This is a genomic window from Roseivivax sp. CAU 1761 (genome assembly GCF_054482755.1).
Window position 1 is genome coordinate 1 of sequence record NZ_JBTLRM010000048.1, and the last position, 19,974, is coordinate 19,974.

Below are 19,974 nucleotides of genomic sequence, written 5' to 3' on the forward strand. Positions count from 1 at the left end.
GCGCCGCCTGCCCGCCGCCCTCTTCGCCGCCCGGGCCGAGGCCGAGCTGCGCGCCGCCCGCGCCGCCGGGGACGCGCTGGTCTGCCTGATCCTGTCCGCGCAATTCGCCCCCTCAGGCGCCCCCGGCGCCCCCGCCTCCGGCGCGGCGGCGCGGCTGCGGGCGCGCCTGCACGGCGTGCTCGACGACGGCGACGTGCTGCAGCATCTCGGGCCGGGGCGCTTCGGCGTGCTGATGCGCTGCGGTGCCGATCCCGGCCCGGAAACCCTGCTCCCGCTCGCCGCCCGGCTCAGGGCGGCGCTGGACCGGCCGCTGCGGCGCCGCGCCGACGCGCCGTTGCAGGCCGCCTGCTGCGGCCTCGCCGCCGGCGCGCCCGGCGACCCGGAGCTCGCCGGGGCGGAACTCGTCGCCCGGGCGGCCGCGGCACTCGAGGCGGCGCAGGCGGCCGGGGGATCGGCGCTGCCGGGCGCGACCCGGCTCTGGGCGCCGCCGCCCGCCGGCGCCCCGGCCCGGCCCGCGGCCGGCGATGACGGCCTGGCCCGCGACCTGCCGCGGGCGCTCGCCACCGGGCAGATCCGTCCCTGGTTCCAGCCGCAGATCTGCACCTCGACGGGCAAGATCACCGGGGTCGAGGCGCTGGCGCGCTGGCACCACCCCGATCGCGGCGTCCTGGCGCCCGGCCGCTTCCTGCCGCTGCTGGCGGCCGGCGGGCACATGCCCGCCTTCGGCGCGGCGATCCGCGCCGGCGCCTTCGAGGCGCTGCAGCTCTGGGACGCGGCCGGGATCGCCATCCCCCGGCTCGGTCTCAACTTCGCCGAGGAGGAGCTGCGCGACCCGGCGCTGCCGAACCTGCTGCAATGGGAACTCGACCGCCACGACCTCGGGCCGGAGCGGATCGGCATCGAGATCCTCGAAACCGTGTTTACCTCGGGCGACGGCGACCCGGTCGGACGCAACGTCGCGGCCCTGCAGGCCCTGGGCTGCCGCATCGACCTCGACGATTTCGGCACCGGCCATTCCTCGATCCTGACCCTGCACCGGCTGCCGGTGGACCGGGTCAAGATCGACCGCGGCTTCGTCACCGGGCTCGACCGCGCGGAACGCCAGCGCCGCATGGTCCAGGGCATCCTCAGCCTCGCCGGCCAGCTCGGCGTCGCCACCCTGGCCGAGGGCGTGGAAACCCCGGGCGAGCACGCGCTCCTGGCGCAGCTCGGCTGCGACCACGTCCAGGGGTTCGGCATCGCCCGGCCGATGCCCGCCGCCGAGCTGATCGGCTGGGCCCGCCGCCACGCGGCCGGCCTGGCCGAGACCGGCCCGGCCCTGACCCGCCGCGTCCGCTGAGCCGCCCGGAGGCGCTCGGGGGCGCCCGGGGGCGCCCGGCCGCCGGCGCCGCCGCCCGGGGCCTGACCGCGGGCCCCGACGCCGTCCCCGGTGCCGCGCCCCCCGCACCCGGCCAGTCCCGCCGCGCTCCGCCCGAAAAGCCGCAGGCGCGCCGCGCTTGGCCAAGAAAGACCCGGCCCGGACCCCCGGCGGGCGCCGCCAAGTCCGGCCAGCCCGCCGCCCGGACCCGGATTCAACTTGACCTTGGCGCGTGCTGTCTGTTGAACCCCGGTCACACCTGACAGGACCGGGATCCGCGCCTCATGGACAGCCAGAACAAGAACCTCATCATCGCGACCGCGCTCAGCTTCATCGTGATCCTGGTGTGGTTCCTGCTCTTTCCGCCACCCGAGCAGCCCGAGCAGCCGCCGCAGAACGCCGTCGAGGCGACCGACGGCCCGGTCGTCGCGCCGAGCGCCCAGCCCGATGCCGCGACCACCGACAGCGACGAGGGTGCCGACACGGCCGAAGACGCGCCCCGGGTGACGATCGACACGCCGCGTCTGGCCGGCTCGATCTCGCTGAAGGGCGGGCGCATCGACGACCTGCAGCTGCGCGACTACACCGAGACCATCGAGGAGGACAGCGAGATCGTCCACCTGTTCAACCCGGTGGGCGGCTCGGATGCCTATTACGCGCTCTACGGCTGGGCCGCCGGCCGCGGTCTCGACCCGGTCGACGTGCCCGGCCCGAACACCGAGTGGCAGCTCGAGGACGGCGAGGCGCTGACCCCCGAGACCCCGGTGACGCTGCGCTGGGACAGCCCCGCCGGCCTGACCTTCCGCCGCGTCCTGGCGATCGACGACAATTACATGTTCACCGTCACCCAGTCGGTCGAGAACGGCTCCGGCGCGTCGGCCTCGCTCGCCCCCTACGGCATCCTGGCGCGCCATGGCGAGCCCGAGAATGCCAAGAACTTCTTCATCCTGCACGAGGGCGCCATCGCGCTGGCCGACGACACCCTGACCGAGACCGGCTGGGGCGACCTCGCCGATCTCGACATGAACGCCGCCGAGGGCGCCCGGGCCGAGGTCATGCAGGTCACCGAGGACGGCTGGATCGGCTTCACCGACCATTACTGGCAATCGACGCTGATCCCGGCCTCGGGCCAGCCCTTCAAGGCGGTGGCCAAGTACGACGAGCGCCGCGACATCTTCCAGACCGAGGCGGTGCTGCCGACGCTGACCGTGGCCCCCGGCGACAGCGCCACCGTGGAGACCCGGCTGTTCGCCGGCGCCAAGGAATACGCGCTGCTCGGCGCCTACCAGGCCCAGGGCATCGACCGCTTCGTCGATTCGATCGACTGGGGCTGGTTCTTCTTCCTGACCAAGCCGATCTTCTGGGTCCTGCACCACCTCAACAACCTGATCGGCAATATGGGCGTGGCGATCATCACCCTGACCCTGCTGATCAAGGCGCTGCTCTTCCCGCTGGCCTACAAGTCCTACGTCTCGATGGCCAAGATGAAGGACCTGCAGCCGCAGATGGAGAAGATCAAGGAGCGCGCCGGCGACGACCGCCAGAAGCTCCAGCAGGAGATGATGCAGCTCTACAAGAGCGAGAAGGTGAACCCGGCCTCGGGCTGCCTGCCGATCCTGCTGCAGATCCCGATCTTCTTCTCGCTCTACAAGGTGATCTTCGTCACCCTGGAGCTGCGCCACGCGCCGTTCTTCGGCCCCTTCCAGGACCTCTCGGCGCCCGACCCGACCTCGATCTTCAACCTCTTCGGCCTGCTGCCCTGGGGCGCGCCCGAGGCCGGCACGATCCTGGCCCTGGTCTTCATCGGCATCCTGCCGCTGCTCCTGGGCATCTCGATGTGGCTGCAGCAGAAGCTGAACCCGGCGCCGCCCGACCCGACCCAGGCGATGATCTTCGCCTGGATGCCATGGGTGTTCATGTTCATGCTGGGCAGCTTCGCCAGCGGCCTCGTGGTCTACTGGATCGCCAACAACACCATCACCTTCGTGCAGCAATACACGATCATGAAGAGCCAGGGCTACAAGCCCGACGTGTTCGGCAACATCCGCTCCAGCTTCCGGCGCTCGAAGCCCGCCGAGGCCGGCAAGGGCGACGGCAAGAAATGAGCGCGGCCGGCCAGTCCATGCCGGGCGGGGCGCGATGAGCGCCCTGCCCTTCCCGCTCGCCGAGGCGCCGGAGGGCGCGGCGCTGACCCGCGGCCGCCAGCTCTTCTCGGGCCAGGTCGACTTCCTCAAGGGCGTGGTGGCGATGGACGGGCTGCCGGCCGGCGACCGCCCCGAGATCTGCTTCGCCGGGCGCTCCAATGTCGGCAAGTCGAGCCTGATCAACGCCCTGACCAACCGCAAGGGGCTGGCGCGCGCCTCTAACACTCCCGGCCGCACCCAGGAGATCAACTTCTTCACCCTGGGCGAGAGCCATTACCTCGTCGACCTGCCGGGCTACGGCTATGCCGAGGCGCCGGTGGCGGTGGTGGCGCGCTGGCAGGCGCTGCTCAAGGCCTATCTTTCGGGCCGCGCCAACCTGCGCCGCGCCTTCGTGCTGATCGACACGCGGCACGGCGTGAAGCCGGTCGACGAGGAGATCATGACCCTGCTCGACCAGAGCGCGGTGCCGTTCCAGACCGTGCTGACCAAGGCCGACAAGGTGAAGGAGAAGGACCGCGGCCGCATCCTCGACCAGGTCCGGGCCCGCCTCGCCGGCCATCCCGCGGCCTATCCCGAACTGGTCCTGACCTCGGCCGAGAAGGGCCAGGGCCTCGACGGCCTGCGCGCCGCCATCGCCGCCCTCGACTGACCCGGCCCCGCCCCCCCGGCCCGCGCCGTCCCCGCCCCTTCTTCTGAGCCGAAATATCCCGGGGTGAATTGGCGGCGCAGCCGCCAAGAGGGGCAGCGCCCCTCCCCCCGGCCCGGGCCCCGCCCGGGCGCGCCCGCCGGCCTGTCCGCCGTCCCGCCCCTTGCACAGCCCGCCGCCAGCGCCGATAACCGCCTGCGAACCCCGGATCCGGACCTCGAGAGATGCAGCCGCAGGACATGAACCGAGACTGGCACGCCACCGCCCGTACGCTCTCCGAAGCGTTGCCCTACATGCAGCGCTACAACGGCGCCGTCGTCGTCGTGAAATTCGGCGGCAACGCCATGGGCGACGCCACCGAGATGGCGCGCTTCGCCCGCGACATCGTGCTGATGCGCCAGGTCGGCATGAACCCGATCGTGGTGCATGGCGGCGGCCCGATGATCAACGAGATGCTGACCAAGCTCGGCATCGAATCGTCCTTCGTGCGCGGCAAGCGGGTCACCGACCAGCGCACCGTCGAGGTGGTCGAGATGGTGCTCACCGGGCTGGTGAACAAGCGCATCGTGCAGGCCATCATGGACGAGGGCGGCCGCGCCGTCGGGCTGTCGGGCAAGGATGACGACCTGATGGTCTGCGAGGCCGACGACCCCGATCTCGGCTTCGTCGGCCGGCCGATCGAGATGAACGTGCAGGTGCTGCGCGACCTCTTCACCGCCGGCATCATCCCGGTGGTGGCGCCGGTCGCCACCGGCATGGACCCGCTGGAGACCTTCAACGTCAACGGCGACACCGCCGCCGGCGCCATCGCCGGGGCGCTCAGGGCCGACCGGCTGCTGCTGCTGACCGACGTCGCCGGCGTCAAGGACGGCTCCGGCGAGGTGGTGACCCAGCTGTCGCCCGAGGACGTGGCCCGGATGACCGAGGACGGCATCATCGCCGGCGGCATGATCCCCAAGACCGAGACCGCGCTGAAGGCCATCGAGCAGGGCGTGCGCGGCGTGGTGATCCTCGACGGGCGGGTGCCGAATGCCTGCCTGCTGGAGCTCTTCACCGAGCACGGCGCCGGTTCGCTGATCCGCTCGCCGGACCTGCCGAAGCACGAATACCGGGCCTGACATGTCCCGGCGGCTGATCCTGATGCGCCACGCGAAATCCGACTGGGCCGCGGGCGAACCGGATCACGCCCGCCCGCTCAATGCCCGCGGCCGGCGCAGCGCCCGCGCCATCGGCGACTGGCTGCGCCTGCGCGGCCACCGCCCCGATCTGGTGCTGTGCTCTTCGGCCGCGCGCACCCGGGAGACGCTGGACCTGCTGGGCCTCGACGCGCCGACGCGCTTCGAGGACATCCTCTACCACGCCGAACCGCATACCGTGCTGCGCGCCCTGCACCATGCCGAGGGCGGCAGCGTGCTGCTGATCGGGCACAATCCCGGCCTGCAGGCGGTGGCGGCGCGGATCGTCGCCGAGCCGCCCGCGCATCCCGATTTCGCCCGCTACCCGACCGCCGCCACCCTGGTCGCCGACCTGCCGGTGGCGGCGTGGTCCGATCTCGGCTGGAGCAGCGGCACGGTGCGCGATTTCACGGTGCCCCGCGACCTGATCTGACCGCCCCGGGCGGCGCCCCGGACCGCCGACGCCGCTGAGCCTCGCCTTCCGCGCCACGCGGAACCAAGGCCGAGCGCGCTGCAACGCAGTGCTGGACCGCCCGCGCGGTTACACCTGTGTTGTCACGCTCCGCGTCCCATGTCCCTGCGCAGCTCTCACTCCCAGCCCGGCGCGGACTCGAGGCCGTCAGGCCGCCGCGCATCGCCGGGCCGCCCCCCGGCCCGGCGATTTGGTCGATGTTCGGCGCACCACCGAAGTCGTCCGATCTTGGCCGAAATAAAGCGCCGCCGCTCGACCGGAGGATCGCCGCGCCGCGGCCCGTCGTTGCGCGGCGTCGTGCACGGTGCCGCAAGCACCAGGGCGCACGGTTCAAGAAACCCGCACAGCCAGCCCCCCGGCGGGCGTAGAGCCGCGCCTCAATGGCCGAGGATCTGGCTCAGGAACAGCTTGGTGCGCTCGTTGCGGGGATTGTTGAAGAACTCCTCGGGCTCGTTCTGCTCGACGATCTGGCCCTGGTCCATGAAGATCACCCGGTTCGCCACCTGCCGCGCGAAGCCCATCTCGTGGGTCACGCAGAGCATCGTCATGCCCTCCTCGGCGAGCTCGACCATGGTGTCGAGCACCTCCTTGATCATCTCCGGATCGAGCGCCGAGGTCGGCTCGTCGAACAGCATGATCCGCGGCCGCATGCAGAGCGAGCGGGCGATCGCCACGCGCTGCTGCTGGCCGCCCGAAAGCTGGCCGGGATACTTGTCCGCCTGCTCCGGGATCTTGACCTTCTCGAGGAAGTGCATGGCGGTCTTCTCCGCCTCGTGCTTGGGGATCTTGCGCACCCAGATCGGCGCCAGGGTGCAGTTTTCGAGGATGGTCAGGTGCGGGAACAGGTTGAAGTGCTGGAACACCATGCCGACCTCGGAGCGGATCTTGTCGATGTTCTTCAGATCCGAGGACAGCACCGTGCCGTCGACCTCGATGCGGCCGCGCTGGTGCTCCTCCAGCGCGTTGATGCAGCGGATCAGCGTCGACTTGCCCGAGCCCGAGGGCCCGGCGATGACGATGCGCTCGCCGCGATAGACGGTAAGGTCGATGTCGCGCAAAACGTGGAACGACCCGTACCACTTGTTCATGTTCTGGATCGAGATCGCGACCTCGTTCGAGACATGCATCTGGGCTGTTTCGGCCATGTCGGGCCCTCCCCTTACCGGTGATCCGTGGCGAGCTGGCGCTCCAGCCACTGGGAATATTGCGAGATGCCGTAGCAGGTGACGAAGAACAGCAGGGCGGCGAAGCCCAGCAGCTCCCAGTAGACGCCGTTCCACTCGGTCGAGGCGAGGATCGGCCCGCGGATCATGCCGACGAGGTCGAACATCGAGATGATCGAGACCAGCGTGGTGTCCTTGAACAGGCCCACCGCGACGTTGACGATGCCGGGAATGGAGATCTTCAGCGCCTGCGGCAGGATGATCAGCCGCATCGCCTGCGGGTAGTCGAGGCCGAGGCTGTCGGCGGCCTCGTACTGGCCCTTGGGCAGCGCCGCCAGACCGCCGCGGATCACCTCGGCGATATAGGCCGAGGCGAACATGGTGATCATGATGATCACCCGCAGGATCAGGTCGAAATTGGTCCCCGGCGGCAGGAAGTAGGCCAGCACCACGTTGGCGACGAAGAGCAGCGTGATCAGCGGCACGCCGCGCACGAACTCGATGAAGACCACGCAGATCCACTTGATGATCGGCATGTTGGATTGCCGCCCGAGCGCCAGCGCGATGCCGAACGGGATCGACAGCGACACGCAGACCGTGCCGAGGATCAGGTTCAGCATGAAGCCGCCCATGTTGCGCGAGGCGACCGGGCGCAGTTCCAGCACGCCGCCGACATCGAGCAGGCCGGTCAGCCACCAAAAGACCGCCGCGGCGACGATGGCCCCGAAGAAGGCCAGCGCGAAGCTCTTCGCGATGAAGCGCTGCCAGACCATGTAGCCCAGCACGAAGCCCAAGGCGGCGAAGACCGGGGTCAGCGCCGAGCCGCCCCAGATCAGCCAGTAGGCCAGGAACGGGTAGATCGCGGTGAAGGCCAGCAGGGCGCGCGGGAAGGTGTTGCGGAACAGGACCGGCGCCAGCGCCACGAAGAGCAGCACGAAGGCCAGCGTCGGCCGCCAGTAGAGATGCGAGGGATACTGGAAGCCGAAGAGCAGCTGGTTCCAGCGCTCGCTTAGCACCGCGAAGCAGCCGCCGGTGGTGCCGCCCAGGATCTCGCGGCAGGCCGAGAGCGACGGCGCGTCCCAGATGCCGTTCAGGAACCACGGCAGCACCCCGGTGATCAGCTCCCACAGCACCCAGAGCGCGGCCAGCGTCAGCAGCGCGTTGGGGATGGTGGAGAACAGGTTGGCCCGCATCCAGTGGACGACGCCGGTCTCGGCCGAGGGCGGCGGCTGCTGCGGGATGATGGTGTCGCGCGAGAAGCCGACGGAATGCTCGTGCATGTCGCTCATCTCACCGCTCCTTCAGCCGGACGGCGTTGTTGTAGACGTTCATCACCGCCGAGATCCCCAGCGAGATCGCCAGGTAGAAGGCCATCAGCAGCAGGATGGTCTCGATCGCCCGGCCGGTCTGGTTCAGCGTGATGCCGCCCAGCGTGCCGGTCAGGTCCATGTAGCCCACGGCGATGGCCAGCGACGAGTTCTTGGTGATGTTGAGGTAATGCGAGATCAGCGGCGGGATGATCACCCGCAGCGCCTGCGGCAGCACCACGAGATTCATGATCCGGCGCGGCCGGAGCCCCAGCGACGCCGCCGCCTCGGTCTGGCCGCGGCTGACCGACTGGATGCCGGCGCGCACGTTCTCGGCGATGAAGGCGCCGGTATAGATCGCCAGCGCGAACCACAGCGCGATCAGCGAGCCGAGGAGGTTGATGCCGCCGGAGAAGTTGAAGCCGCCGAGTTCGGGGATTTCCAGCCCGATCGGCATGCCGAGCAGGAAGTAGAGCACCAGCGCCGGAACGAAGACGATGGCGAGGCTGGGCCAGCCCATCGGCAGCATGCGCCCGGTGTCGTAGAGCAGCTTGGTGGCGTAGCGGCGGTAGATCACCGCGGCGACGATGGAGACCAGAAAGACCGCCAGCACCGCGTAGCCCGCCGGCTCGAAGAGCGGCTTCGGCACGTAGACGCCGCGATTGGTGAAGGCGAACATGCCGAACAGCATCGAGGCTTCGGGATCGTCGCCCCGGAAGGCCCGCGGCGCCGGCGCCACGGCAGTCATCACGGTGAAGATGATGATGATCCAGATCAGCACCGGGACGTTGCGGAAGGCCTCGACATAGGCCGCCATCAGCTTGCGCACGAGCCAGTTGTTGGACAGCCGCAGCACCCCGGCGGTGACGCCGATCAGGGTGGCGGTGATGCAGGCGAGCACCGAGACCAGGAGCGTGTTCAGCAGGCCGACGACGGAGGCCCGCAAATGGCTCGACCGGCTCGTGTAGTCGATCAGCGTCTGGTTGATGTCGTAATTCGACGGATCGTCGAGGAAGTCGTAGGAAATGTTCAGCCCCGCGGCGCGCAGGTTGGCGGCGAGGTTGGAGCCCAGCCAGGCGAAGAAGCCGATCAGGCAGAGCAGCGCGATGAACTGGAACGTGTAGGACCGGTAACGGGTGTCGTTCAACAGCATCGAAAGCCGGAACGACTCGCCCGGCGGGTCGCTGATGGTGGTCATATGGATATCCCTGATGCGGCCCGGGCGTATGAACCGGCGGGTTGATCCCGTCCTGGCATGCCGCGGGCGCGGTTCTTGTCCTGATGGTCAGGAAGCCGGGGCGCGGCCCGAGCCGCGCCCCGGGTCGTCGTCAGCGGAACGACGGCGCGTCCATCAAACCGCAACCGGTCCATTGCGCGTTGAGCCCGCGCGACAGCCCGATCGGGGTCGATTCGCCGATGTTCTTGGCGAAGATCTCGCCGTAATTGCCGCCCGCCTTGATGGCGCGTTTGGCCCATTCGTTGTCGAGGCCCAGCATCTCGCCGAGATTGCCCTCGTTGCCGAGGATGCGGTTGATCTCGGGGTTGTCGGTGCCGGCGGCGAGTTCCTCGATATTGGCCGAGGTGATGCCGTATTCCTCGGCCGCGATCAGCGCGTTCAGCGTCCAGCGCGCGATGTCGGCCCAGTCGTTGTCGCCGTGGCGGACCAGCGGGCCGAGCGGCTCCTTGGAGATGATCTCGGGCAGCACGACGTGCTCGCTCGGGTTCTCGAAGGCGGCGCGGGTCGCGGCGAGGCCGGAGGCGTCGGTGGTGTAGGTGTCGCAGGCCCCGGCGAGGTACTGCTGCTGCGCCTCGGAATTGGTCTCGATCGGGACCGGCTCGTATTCCATGTTGTTCTTGCGGAAGTAGTCCGCGAGGTTGAGCTCGGTCGTGGTGCCGGTCTGGATGCAGACCGTGGCGCCGTCGAGTTCCTTGGCCGAGGACACGCCGAGCGATTTCGGCACGATGAAGCCCTGGCCGTCATAGTAGTTGATGCCGACGAATTCGAACTTCAGGTCGACGTCGCGGCTGAAGGTCCAGGTGGTGTTCCGGGCCAGCAGGTCGATCTCGCCCGATGCCAGCGAGGTGAAGCGCGTCTTGCCGGTGGTGGGCACGAATTCCACTGCGGTGGGATCTCCCAACACGGCCGCGGCGACGGCGCGGCAGACGGCGACGTCGAAGCCGCTCCACTCGCCGTTGGCATCCGGCGCGGCGAAGCCGACCAGACCGGTGGTGACGCCGCAGTTCAGCTTGCCGCGCGATTTCACGTCCTCAAGCGTCTGCGCCCCGGCGGCGCCGGCCGCCAGAAGGCCCGCGAGGGTCAGCGCGCCAAGAGTCACGGATGTGTTCATGTTTACCTCTTCCTGTTTCGCCCGCCCCCTGCCGGGGCGGTTCGGACGGCCCTCCGAGGAGAGCCGGTGAAGACCCGGACCGGCAAAAAGCTGCCGCTCCCAGTGCCCGGAGTTTGGGCGCAAGGCTTTTGTAAGGTCAAGCCAAAGGCCGCGCCGAAAGGCCGCAATTTCAATTGCTGCCGCCGCGGAAACCGGAATGGCTCACGCCCGCGCGAGGGTGAGGAAGCGGCGGGCGGCCAGGAAATCCTGCCGTTTCGCCTCGGCGGCGGCGACGGCCTCCTCGTCCGCGCCCCAGAGCTCCTGCTGCCAGGTTTCGTCGATCCGCGACCGGGCCCAGAGATCCTCGGCCTCGAAGGCGCCGCGTTCGGCCGCGAGCCCGATCACCAGCGACCCGCTGAGCGCCACCAGGTCGTGGAACGCGGTCAGCTCGAAGGCGTCGAGCGCCAGCACCGCCCGGTGCAACCGGGCCAGCGCCTCGGCGTCCTGCGGCGCGTGCACGATGCCCAGGCGCGGCGCGAGGCGGGCGCCGAAGGTCTCGTCCGCCCAGTCGAGCAGCGGATCCCAGGCCGCGGCCTGGCGCGCCGCCAGCTCCGCCGGGGTCTCGGCGCGGTAGCAGGTCAGGTCGCTGTCGCCGTAATCGGCGAGCATCGCCGCGACCTCGTCATGCTGCGGGCGCACCTTGTCGAGCGCGGCATTGGCGGCGCGGGTGGCCGGCATGGTGGTCGGATCGATGCGGTCGCCCTGGGCGCGCCATTCCGCGGCGATGGCCTCGGCCAGCGCCGCGCTCGGCACCACCAGCGGCGTCTTGGCCGGGGTCTTGACCGGCCGGCTGTCGAGTTCCACGGCGTAGCCCGCGCCGGCCGCCACCACCGCGGCGTCGGTCCAGAAGCGTTTCGGGGCCCATTCGCTCATGCCGTCTCCCATAGCGTGTCGAGCAGCGCGGGCAGGTCGTCCATCCGGTCGAGCAGCCGGTGCACCGGGCCCAGCCGCTCGGGGCTGTGATAGCCCCAGGCGACGCCGATCGGCGTGACCCCGGCGCTCCGCGCCATGTCCATGTCGAAGCTGGTATCGCCCACCATCACGGCGCGATGCGCCGGCACCCCGGTCTCGGCCAGCGCCGCCTCGATCATCGCCGGATGCGGCTTCGAGGGGTGGTCGTCGGCGCATTGCGCGGTGACGAAGCGCGGCCGGATCCCGTGCGCGCCCAGCACCGCCTCGAGCCCGCGCCGCGACTTGCCGGTGGCGACGCCGAGCAGCGTCTCGGGATGCGCATGCAGGGTCTCGATCACCTGCCGGACGCCGGGATAGAGCGGCGAGGTCACGCGCACGTCTCCGCGCGCCCGCAGGGTCTGGTAGGACGCCTTGTAGCCGGCCACCGCCTCGGCCACCTCGGCGGGCGACAGATCCGGCGCCAGCACCGCCATCGCCTCGGGCAGCGACAGGCCGACGATGCCGAGGATGGCGTCGCGCGCGGGCGCCGCCCGGCCCATCTGGCCGAAGGCCGCGCCGACCGAGGCGACGATGTCGGCCTGACTGTCGACGAGGGTGCCGTCGACGTCGAAGATCACCAGGCGCAGATCGGTCATGCCTCCTCCGCGAAGGGGTCGTCGGGCACGTCGCGCACATCCCATTGCACGTAGTCCCAGGTCCGCGCCATGTGGTCGGGCAAGGGCGCCGTGACGTGCAGCCGCGCGCCGGTCACCGGGTGGGTCAGGGTCAGCGAGCGGGCATGCAGATGCAGTTTGCGGCTGATCTCGCCGCCGAGCTGCGCGCCCCATCCGGAGCCCAGATTCTCCTGCCCCGAGCCGCCATACTTGCCGTCGCCCACGACCGGGTGGCCAAGCTCGGCCATGTGGGCGCGCAGCTGGTGGGTGCGCCCGGTGACCGGCACCAGCGCGACCCAGCTCAGCCGGCCGCCGAGGCCCGAGAGCACGGCATAGTCGGTGGTGGCGTTCTTGGCGCCCTCACGGGTCTTCACCTCGTCGGGATGCAGGCAGAGCATCTTCTCGCCCTCGCCGCCGGCACCGTGGCCCGGCGCCTTGACGAGACCGTAGCGGATCGTGCCCATGCGCGGCTCCGGCACCCCGGCGACCGCGGCCCAGTAGATCTTGCGGGTCTCGCGGGCCCGGAAGGCCGCGGTCAGCGCCGCCGCCACCGCCCGGGTGCGCGCCAGCACCAGCACCCCCGACGTGTCCTTGTCGAGCCGGTGCACCAGCCGCGGCTTTTCCTCGGCGTCGAAGATCAGCGCCTCGGCCATGCCGTCGACATGCCGGTCCTGCTTGGAGCCGCCCTGCATCGGCAGCCCGGCGGGCTTGTTCAGCACCAGCACGTGGGCGTCGCGGTAGAGCACGCGCGACCGGATCATCTCGGCATCGGCGTCGCTCACCGCGGGCTTCGGGCGCGAAGCCACCGCGCCGGGCTCGGGCAGCGGCGGGATGCGGACCTGCTGGCCGGCCTCGAGCCGCGTCGCGGCCTTCACCCGGCCGCCGTCGACGCGCAGCTCGCCCTTGCGGCACATCTTCTCGATCCGGCCCTGGGCGAGCTGCGGGAAGCGCCGCTTGAGCCAGCGGTCGAGCCGCTGATCGCCCTCGCCCGGTTCCACAATGATGGTCTGCACGCCGCTCATGCCAGAGCCCCCCGCGCCGCCGCGAGGCCCAGCGCCAGCGCCGCCAGCGACAGGGCCACCGACCCGGCGACATAGAGCGCCGCCTGCCCCGCCGCGCCGCGCTCCCAGAGCGTCAGCGCGTCGAGCGAGAAGGCCGAGAAGGTGGTGAAGCCGCCGAGGATGCCGGTCAGGAGCAAAGGCGAGAGCCGCGCCGCGCCCCAATGCGTCAGCGCCACCGCCAGCAGCCCCATCAGGAAGGAGCCGGCCACGTTGACCGTCAGCGTGCCCCACGGAAAGCCGGGCCCGGCAAGGCGCAGCGCCGCAAGGCCTGTAAGATGGCGCGCCGTGGCGCCCAGCGCGCCGCCCAGGGCGACCTGAAGGAGGGTGAGGCTCATGCGCGGCGACATTGCGTCTCGCGCCCCCGGAGTCAAGCGGAAGGCCGGGCGGTCCGGGCGGCGGCCGGCCGGAGCCGCGCCCGTCGGCGGCCCCGCGGTCACGGCGTCGTGCCCTTCCGGCGGCCGGGGCGCTGCGCTACCGTCCGCCGCGACAAGGAGACCTGCCATGTTCACCCGACGCCAGACCCTCGCCGGCCTCGCCGCTGCCGGGCTGCTCCCCGCCCTGCCCCGGATCGGCGCTGCCGCGACCGCGGCGGCCGACACCCTGCGGCTGGCGCCGTCGCAGCACCAGATCGCCCCCGCGGACTACCCCGCCACCGCGCTCTGGACCGTCGAGGGCGCCTTTCCCGGGCCCGAGCTGCGGCTGGCCCAGGGCGCGCGGCTGAGCCGCGAGGTGATCAACGACCTGCCCGACCCGACCAGCCTGCATTGGCACGGCATCCGCATCGACAACACCATGGACGGGGTGCCCGGCGTGACCCAGCCGCCGATCCCGCCGGGCGGCCGGTTCCGCTACGACTTCGCGCTGCCCGATGCCGGGACCTACTGGTATCACAGCCACCTGCAAAGCACCGAACAGGTCGAGCGCGGCCTTTACGGGCCGCTGATCGTCACCGAGGCGGAACCGCCCGAGGTCGATCACGACATCACCCTGATGCTCGACGACATCCGCCTGGGCGACCGCGCCGAACTGCTGGAGGATTTCGACAACGCCTTCGACCGCTCGCATGGCGGCCGCATCGGCAACGTGCCCCTGACCAACGGCGCCTTCGCCTGGGAGCGCACGGTGGCGCGCGGCGACCGGCTGCGCCTGCGCCTCGTCAACGCCGCCACGGCGCGCATCTTCAGCCTCGGCCTGCAGGGGCTCGAGGGCTGGCAGGTGGCGCTCGACGGCATGCCGCTGGCGGCGCCGGAGGCCCTGCCCGAGACGCTGGTCCTCGGCCCGGCGCAGCGCGTGGACCTGATCGTCGACGTCACCGCCGAGGCGGGCGAGGATGCGCTCCTGGTGTCGCTGGAGCGCGACGGCGGCTACGCCCAGGCGGTCTTTCAGGTCGAGGCGGGCAGCGCCGCGCGGCGCCCCGCCCCCGCCGCCCTGCCGCCCAACGAGGTATACCCGATCGACCTCGCCGCGACGCGCAACGCGGCGGTGCTGATGGAGGGCGGGGCGATGCGCGGCCTCTCCGAGGCGACGCTCGACGGCACCCGGCTGGGCGGCCGCGAGCTGGCGCAGCAGGGCTTTTTCTGGGCCCTGAACGGCATTGCCGGGCGCCCCGCAGAGCCGCTCCTGACCGTCTCCCGCGGCGACAGCGTGCGCCTCGGCCTCGCCAACGACACGGCGTTTCCCCACGCCATGCATCTGCACGGCATGCACTTCTCCGAGGTTCTGCCCGGGGGCGGGCTGGGGCCGCTGCGCGACACGCTGCTGGTGGCGGCGGGCGAAACCCGTGAAATCGCCTTTGCGGCGCACAATCCCGGCGACTGGCTGTTCCATTGCCACATGCTGGCGCATCATGCCGGCGGCATGGGAACCTGGATCCGCGTCACTGGCTAGGGCCTTGCCAGAGGTCCTGCCCGCGTGCAGGATTTTATCAAACGGTCAAACCCCGCTTTTGCGCGAAGGAGCGTCTGATGGACGGCACGCTGAGCCCGAACGATCTGAGCCACATCGTCACCGCCGACAAGGCCCATGTCTGGCACCACCTTAGCCAGCACAAGCCGTGGGAGACCTCGGATCCGAACATCCTGATCGAGGGCAAGGGCATGCGGGTCTGGAACCAGGCCGGCAAGGAGCATCTCGACGCGGTCTCGGGCGCGGTCTGGACGGTGAACGTGGGCTATGGCCGCGAGGAGATCGCCCGCGCCGTCTACGACCAGCTCTGCAAAATGAACTACTTCGCCGGCGCCGCGGGCTCGGTGCCGGGCGCGCTGTTCGCCGAGAAGCTGATCTCCAAGATGCCGGGACTGTCCCGGGTCTATTACTGCAACTCGGGTTCGGAGGCGAACGAGAAGGCCTTCAAGATGGTCCGCCAGATCGCCCACAAGCGCTATGGCGGCAAGAAGCACAAGATCCTGTTCCGCGACCGCGACTACCACGGCACCACCATCGGCTGCCTGTCGGCCGGCGGCCAGGACGAGCGCAACGCCCAGTACGGGCCCTTCGCGCCGGGCTTCGTGAAGGTGCCGCATTGCCTCGAATACCGCCGCCACGAACAGGACGGCGCGCCCGAGGTGCATTACGGCGAATGGGCCGCCGAGCAGATCGAGCAGGTGATCCTGCGCGAGGGGCCGGACACCGTGGGCGCGCTCTGCCTCGAGCCGGTGACCGCGGGCGGCGGCGTCATCGTGCCGCCCGAGGGCTATTGGCAGAAGGTCCAGGAGATCTGCCGCAAATACGACATCCTGCTGCATATCGACGAGGTGGTCTGCGGCGTCGGCCGCACCGGCACCTGGTTCGGCTACCAGCATTACGGCGTCGAGCCGGATTTCGTCACCATGGCCAAGGGCGTGGCCTCGGGCTACGCCGCCATCGCCTGCTGCGTGACCTCGGAGAAGGTCTTCGACCTGTTCAAGTCGGACGAGAGCGATCCGCTGGACTATTTCCGCGACATCTCGACCTTCGGCGGCTGCACCGCCGGCCCGGCGGCGGCGCTCGAGAACATGCGCATCATCGAGGACGAGGATCTGCTCGGCAATACCGAGCGCATGGGCGCCTACATGCTCGACCGGCTGGAGGGGCTGAAGGCGCGCCACCGGGTGGTCGGCGACGTGCGCGGCAAGGGGCTGTTCCAGGGCGCCGAGCTGGTGGCCGACCGCGACAGCAAGGAGCCGGTCGCGGAGGCGCAGGTCAAGGCGGTGGTCGGCGATTGCATGGGCCAGGGCGTGATCATCGGCGCCACCAACCGCTCGGTCCCCGGGCGCAACAACACTCTGTGCTTCTCGCCCGCGCTGATCGCCACCCGCGACGACATCGACCAGATCGTCGACGCCGTGGACGGGGCGCTGGGCCGGGTCTTCGGCTGAGCCGGGTCGTCGCCCGTACCGGGGCGCCGGCTCAGCCGGCGTCGCGCAGGATCTCCAGGAAGGCCGCGCCGAACCGTTCGGCGCGGCGCGCATCGAGCAGCCGCTCGAGCCCGGCCAGGTCGTCGGGCCGCTGCTCCGACAGGCGCGCCAGCTGCGCCGCCGAGCAGGAGAGCGGCTTCTCGGTGCCGTCCGGGCCGCGCGCTAGGTCGGCCTGCGCCGCCAGCAGCCGGTCGTAGAGCGCGCCGGCGCCGTCGCGCCGCGCCAGACGGCGCCGGGCGGGATGCGCCTCCGGCGTCTCGGCGCCGGTGATTACCTCGAGGAAGGCGGCGCCGTAGCGCTCCAGCTTCTTGGCCCCGACTCCGGTGATCCGCGCCATGGCGTCGAGATCGGCGGGCCGGGTCTCGGCCATCTCGATCAGGGTGCGGTCGGGAAAGATCACGTAGGCCGGGACCTGCTGGGCCTCGGCCAGCGCCCGCCGCTTGGCCTTCAGCGCCGACAGGAGCGGCGCGTCCTCCTCGGAGACCAGCGCCCTGACCGCCGGCCGGCGCTCCGCCGCCTTGGCGACGGTGTCGCGGCGCAGCTCCACGCCCTCCTCGCCGCGCAGCACCGGGCGCGCCGCCTCGGTCATCACCAGCGCGCCGTGGCGCTCGGGATCGGGGCGGACGAGGTCGCGGCCCATCATCTGCCGGAACACCGCCTGCCATTGCGCGCGGCCGAGCTCGCGGCCGACCCCGAAGGTCGGCAGCTCGTCGTGCCGTCGCTGGCTGATCTTGTCGGTGACCTTGCCGGTCAGGATGTCGATCAGGTGCCCGGCGCCGAAGCTCTCGCCGGTGCGCAGCGCCGCCGACAGCGCCTTGCGGACCGCCTCGGTGGCGTCGAAGGTCTCGGGAGGGGTGTCGCAGAGATCGCAGAAGCCGCAGGGCTGCGCGCCCGCCTCGCCGAAATAGGCCAGCAGGCGCTGGCGCCGGCAGCCCAGCGCCTCGGCCAGCCCGAGCAGCGTGTTGAGCCGGGCATGGTCGGCGGCGCGGCGCTCCGGCGGCGCCGGGCTCTCGTCGATCTGCGCGCGGCGCAGGCGGATGTCGTCGGCGCCGTAGAGCGTCAGCGTCTCGGCCGGCGCGCCGTCGCGCCCGGCGCGGCCGATCTCCTGGTAATAGGCCTCGATGCTCTTGGGCAGGTCGGCATGCGCCACCCAGCGGATGTCGGGCTTGTCGACGCCCATGCCGAAGGCCACCGTAGCCACCACGATCAGACCGTCCTCGGTGGCGAAGCGCTCCTCCACGGCGCGCCGCGCCTCGGCCTCCATGCCGCCGTGATAGGCGGCGGCGGCGTGGCCGGCGGCGTCGAGGGCCGCGGCCAGGCTCTCGGTCCGCGCCCTTGTGCCGCAATAGACGATGCCGGACTGGCCGCGCCGGGCCGCGGCGAAGGCCATGATCTGCTCGCGCGGGCGGTCCTTCGGGGCGAAGGCCAGGTGGATGTTGGGCCGGTCGAAGCCGCGCAGGAAGACCTGCGGCGCCGCCCCGCCGCCGAACAGCCGGGCCACGATCTCGTCGCGGGTCTCGGCATCGGCGGTGGCGGTGAAGGCGGCCAGCGGCACGTCCAGCGCCCGGCGCAGCTCGCCGATGCGCAGGTAGTCGGGGCGGAAATCGTGGCCCCACTGGCTGACGCAATGGGCCTCGTCGACGGCGATCCGCGCCACCCCGGCGCGCGACAGCAGCCGCGCCGTGCCGCCCGAGGCCAGCCGCTCCGGCGCCAGGTAGAGCAGCCGCATCTCGCCCGCCTCGAGCGCCGCCCAGACCGCCTCGGTCTCCTCCTGCGTGTTGGCCGAGGTCAGCGCCCCGGCCGCCACGCCGGCCTCGCGCAGCCCGCGCACCTGGTCGCGCATCAGCGCGATCAGCGGCGAGATCACCAGCGTCAGCCCGGCCCCCATCAGCGCCGGCAGCTGGTAGCACAGCGACTTGCCGCCGCCGGTCGGCATGATCGCCAGAACGTCGCGGCCGGCGGCCACCGCCTCCACGATCTCGCCCTGCCCGGGGCGGAAATCGTCGAAGCCGAACACGTCGCGCAGCAGCGTGCGGGGGGCGTCGAGGCTCATGGCGGCGGAACTCGTGTCCTGGGGGGCCTAGGTAACCGTGGCAGGATTGCGCAATGCTGAACGGCCGGCGCCGGGACCCGGCGCCGCCCGGGCGGCATCAGTAGCCGTAGAAGGCGCCGGCATTGTTGGCGAGGATGATGCGCAGGGCATAGACCGCGATCAGCGCCACCAGCGGCGCGAGGTCGAGCCCGCCCATCGGCGGCAGGATGCGGCGGATGCGCGAATAGGCCGGCTCCAGCAGGCGGTTCAGCCCGTCCCAGATCTGCGCCACCAGCGGCTGGCGCATGTTCAGGACCTGGAAATTGATCAGCCAGGACAGGATCACATGCGCGATGATGAAGAACCAGATCACGTCTAGAATGAGCATCAGGATCTGGAAGAGCGACTGCATCGGGCATCCTTTCGGGGCTGTGGGCGCGCCCCGAGACCTATGCGGCGCGCGGTCCGCGCGCAAGACCGCCCCGGCTGTGCCGCGAGGTCGCGCTTGACCTCGGGCGCCGGGACGGCGAGGCACTCCGGCGAAGGAGGCCGCCGATGTATCCGTTCCTGCGCCTGTTCAAGGAAATCCTCGTCCACCGCTCCGCCCCGGCGCTGGAGGTCGGCGAGGATCACGTCTCCCACCACATCTGCTGGCCCTGGGATCTCGACCTCTGGCGCGAGCTCAACAACGGCCGCACCCTGACGCTCTACGATCTCGGCCGCATCCCGATGGCGCATCGCGGCGGCATGGTCGGCGTGCTGCGGGCGCGGCGCTGGGGCCTGACCATCGCCGGGTCGAGCGTGCGCTACCGGCGCCGCGTGCGCGCCTTCGACCGGCTCATCATGCGCTCGCGCATCGTCACCTGGGACAAGCGCTTCTTCTATCTCGAGCAATCCATGTGGCGCCCCGACGGCACCTGCACCAGCCACGCGCTGTTCCGCACCGCGGTGACCGGCGGCCAGGGCATCGTGGCGCCGGCCGAGATGCTGGCCGCGATGGGCCGCGACATTGCCGCGCCGCACATGCCGGACTGGATCGCCGCCTGGTGCGCCGCCGAGGACCGCCGTCCCTGGCCGCCGCAGCAGGACCCGGCCGCCGAGACCGCGCCGCTGCGCGCCACCGGCTGACCGGCCCGCGGCCCGGCGCGCGCCGGCACGCGCTGCCCAGCCCGGGGCGCCTCCGCGGTATCGAAGCGGACCTGGTAACCCGTCCTGCCCCCGGCGGCGCCGGCGCCCGGGCAGCGCCGCGGGAGCCGGGCACGGCCCCGCG

General features: G+C 71.1%; 18 protein-coding genes. 8 read left to right on the top strand and 10 right to left on the bottom strand.

The window, feature by feature from the left end:
- The 5 genes from ACXYMW_RS18735 to ACXYMW_RS18755 form a co-directional block, all read left to right on the top strand.
- Positions 1-1,339, top strand: a 1,339-nt coding sequence (locus ACXYMW_RS18735; protein WP_459036857.1) for an EAL domain-containing protein, incomplete at its 5' end; no start/stop codon positions are given.
- A 302-nt stretch (positions 1,340-1,641) separates the two neighbouring features.
- On the top strand, positions 1,642-3,462 hold the full coding sequence (gene yidC, locus ACXYMW_RS18740) for a membrane protein insertase YidC (protein ID WP_459036858.1): 1,821 nt from the start codon (positions 1,642-1,644) through the stop codon (positions 3,460-3,462).
- 34 nt (positions 3,463-3,496) lie between these two features.
- Positions 3,497-4,150, top strand: coding sequence for a ribosome biogenesis GTP-binding protein YihA/YsxC (gene yihA / locus ACXYMW_RS18745; RefSeq protein ID WP_459036859.1), 654 nt, complete (start codon positions 3,497-3,499; stop codon positions 4,148-4,150).
- Between the two features lie 236 nt (positions 4,151-4,386).
- Positions 4,387-5,265, top strand: a complete 879-nt coding sequence (argB, locus tag ACXYMW_RS18750; RefSeq protein ID WP_459036860.1) for an acetylglutamate kinase — start codon at positions 4,387-4,389, stop codon at positions 5,263-5,265.
- 1 nt (position 5,266) lies between these two features.
- Complete coding sequence (locus ACXYMW_RS18755) at positions 5,267-5,755, top strand: SixA phosphatase family protein (protein WP_459036861.1); 489 nt, start codon at positions 5,267-5,269, stop codon at positions 5,753-5,755.
- A gap of 416 nt (positions 5,756-6,171) precedes the next feature.
- On the opposite strand, the gene ACXYMW_RS18760 is transcribed toward ACXYMW_RS18755, so the two are convergent.
- The 8 genes from ACXYMW_RS18760 to crcB all read right to left on the bottom strand — a co-directional run bounded on the left by ACXYMW_RS18760 (position 6,172) and on the right by crcB (position 13,612).
- Positions 6,172-6,939, bottom strand: coding sequence for an amino acid ABC transporter ATP-binding protein (locus tag ACXYMW_RS18760; protein WP_459036862.1), 768 nt, complete (start codon positions 6,937-6,939; stop codon positions 6,172-6,174).
- Positions 6,940-6,953: 14 nt separating this feature from the next.
- Positions 6,954-8,246, bottom strand: coding sequence for an amino acid ABC transporter permease (locus ACXYMW_RS18765; protein WP_459036863.1), 1,293 nt, complete (start codon positions 8,244-8,246; stop codon positions 6,954-6,956).
- A 1-nt stretch (position 8,247) separates the two neighbouring features.
- Complete coding sequence (locus ACXYMW_RS18770; RefSeq protein WP_459036864.1) at positions 8,248-9,462, bottom strand: amino acid ABC transporter permease; 1,215 nt, start codon at positions 9,460-9,462, stop codon at positions 8,248-8,250.
- A gap of 130 nt (positions 9,463-9,592) precedes the next feature.
- The gene (locus ACXYMW_RS18775) at positions 9,593-10,612 is read right to left on the bottom strand and encodes an amino acid ABC transporter substrate-binding protein (protein ID WP_459036865.1); all 1,020 of its coding nucleotides are present in this window, start codon (positions 10,610-10,612) and stop codon (positions 9,593-9,595) included.
- Between the two features lie 201 nt (positions 10,613-10,813).
- Positions 10,814-11,524 (bottom strand): ATP12 family chaperone protein, encoded by a 711-nt coding sequence (locus ACXYMW_RS18780; protein ID WP_459036866.1) that lies wholly within the window; start codon positions 11,522-11,524, stop codon positions 10,814-10,816.
- On the bottom strand, positions 11,521-12,198 hold the full coding sequence (locus ACXYMW_RS18785; RefSeq protein WP_459036867.1) for an HAD-IA family hydrolase: 678 nt from the start codon (positions 12,196-12,198) through the stop codon (positions 11,521-11,523). Before ACXYMW_RS18785 ends, ACXYMW_RS18780 begins: the two co-directional genes overlap by 4 nt.
- A complete protein-coding gene (locus ACXYMW_RS18790) occupies positions 12,195-13,238 on the bottom strand; it encodes an RluA family pseudouridine synthase (protein WP_459036868.1) in 1,044 nt (347 codons plus the stop codon). Before ACXYMW_RS18790 ends, ACXYMW_RS18785 begins: the two co-directional genes overlap by 4 nt.
- Positions 13,235-13,612, bottom strand: a complete 378-nt coding sequence (gene crcB / locus ACXYMW_RS18795) for a fluoride efflux transporter CrcB (RefSeq protein WP_459036869.1) — start codon at positions 13,610-13,612, stop codon at positions 13,235-13,237. The genes ACXYMW_RS18790 and crcB overlap by 4 nt, the downstream gene beginning before the upstream one ends.
- Positions 13,613-13,778: 166 nt before the next feature.
- On the opposite strand from crcB, the gene ACXYMW_RS18800 reads away from it, so the two are divergent.
- Together ACXYMW_RS18800 and ACXYMW_RS18805 are read left to right on the top strand one after the other, a co-directional pair.
- Positions 13,779-15,164, top strand: coding sequence for a multicopper oxidase family protein (locus tag ACXYMW_RS18800; RefSeq protein ID WP_459036870.1), 1,386 nt, complete (start codon positions 13,779-13,781; stop codon positions 15,162-15,164).
- Positions 15,165-15,241: 77 nt separating this feature from the next.
- Positions 15,242-16,633, top strand: coding sequence for an aminotransferase family protein (locus ACXYMW_RS18805; RefSeq protein WP_459036871.1), 1,392 nt, complete (start codon positions 15,242-15,244; stop codon positions 16,631-16,633).
- Between the two features lie 31 nt (positions 16,634-16,664).
- Here the strand turns inward: ACXYMW_RS18805 and recQ are convergent, their stop codons facing one another.
- Together recQ and ACXYMW_RS18815 are read right to left on the bottom strand one after the other, a co-directional pair.
- Complete coding sequence (gene recQ / locus ACXYMW_RS18810; RefSeq protein ID WP_459036872.1) at positions 16,665-18,725, bottom strand: DNA helicase RecQ; 2,061 nt, start codon at positions 18,723-18,725, stop codon at positions 16,665-16,667.
- Between the two features lie 97 nt (positions 18,726-18,822).
- On the bottom strand, positions 18,823-19,116 hold the full coding sequence (locus tag ACXYMW_RS18815) for a YggT family protein (RefSeq protein WP_459036873.1): 294 nt from the start codon (positions 19,114-19,116) through the stop codon (positions 18,823-18,825).
- 143 nt (positions 19,117-19,259) lie between these two features.
- Between ACXYMW_RS18815 and ACXYMW_RS18820 the strand changes: the two genes are divergently transcribed.
- Positions 19,260-19,832 carry an acyl-CoA thioesterase gene (locus ACXYMW_RS18820; protein ID WP_459036874.1) on the top strand — a complete coding sequence of 191 codons (573 nt, stop codon included), beginning with the start codon at positions 19,260-19,262 and terminating at the stop codon, positions 19,830-19,832.
- The last annotated feature ends 142 nt before the right edge of the window (positions 19,833-19,974 follow it).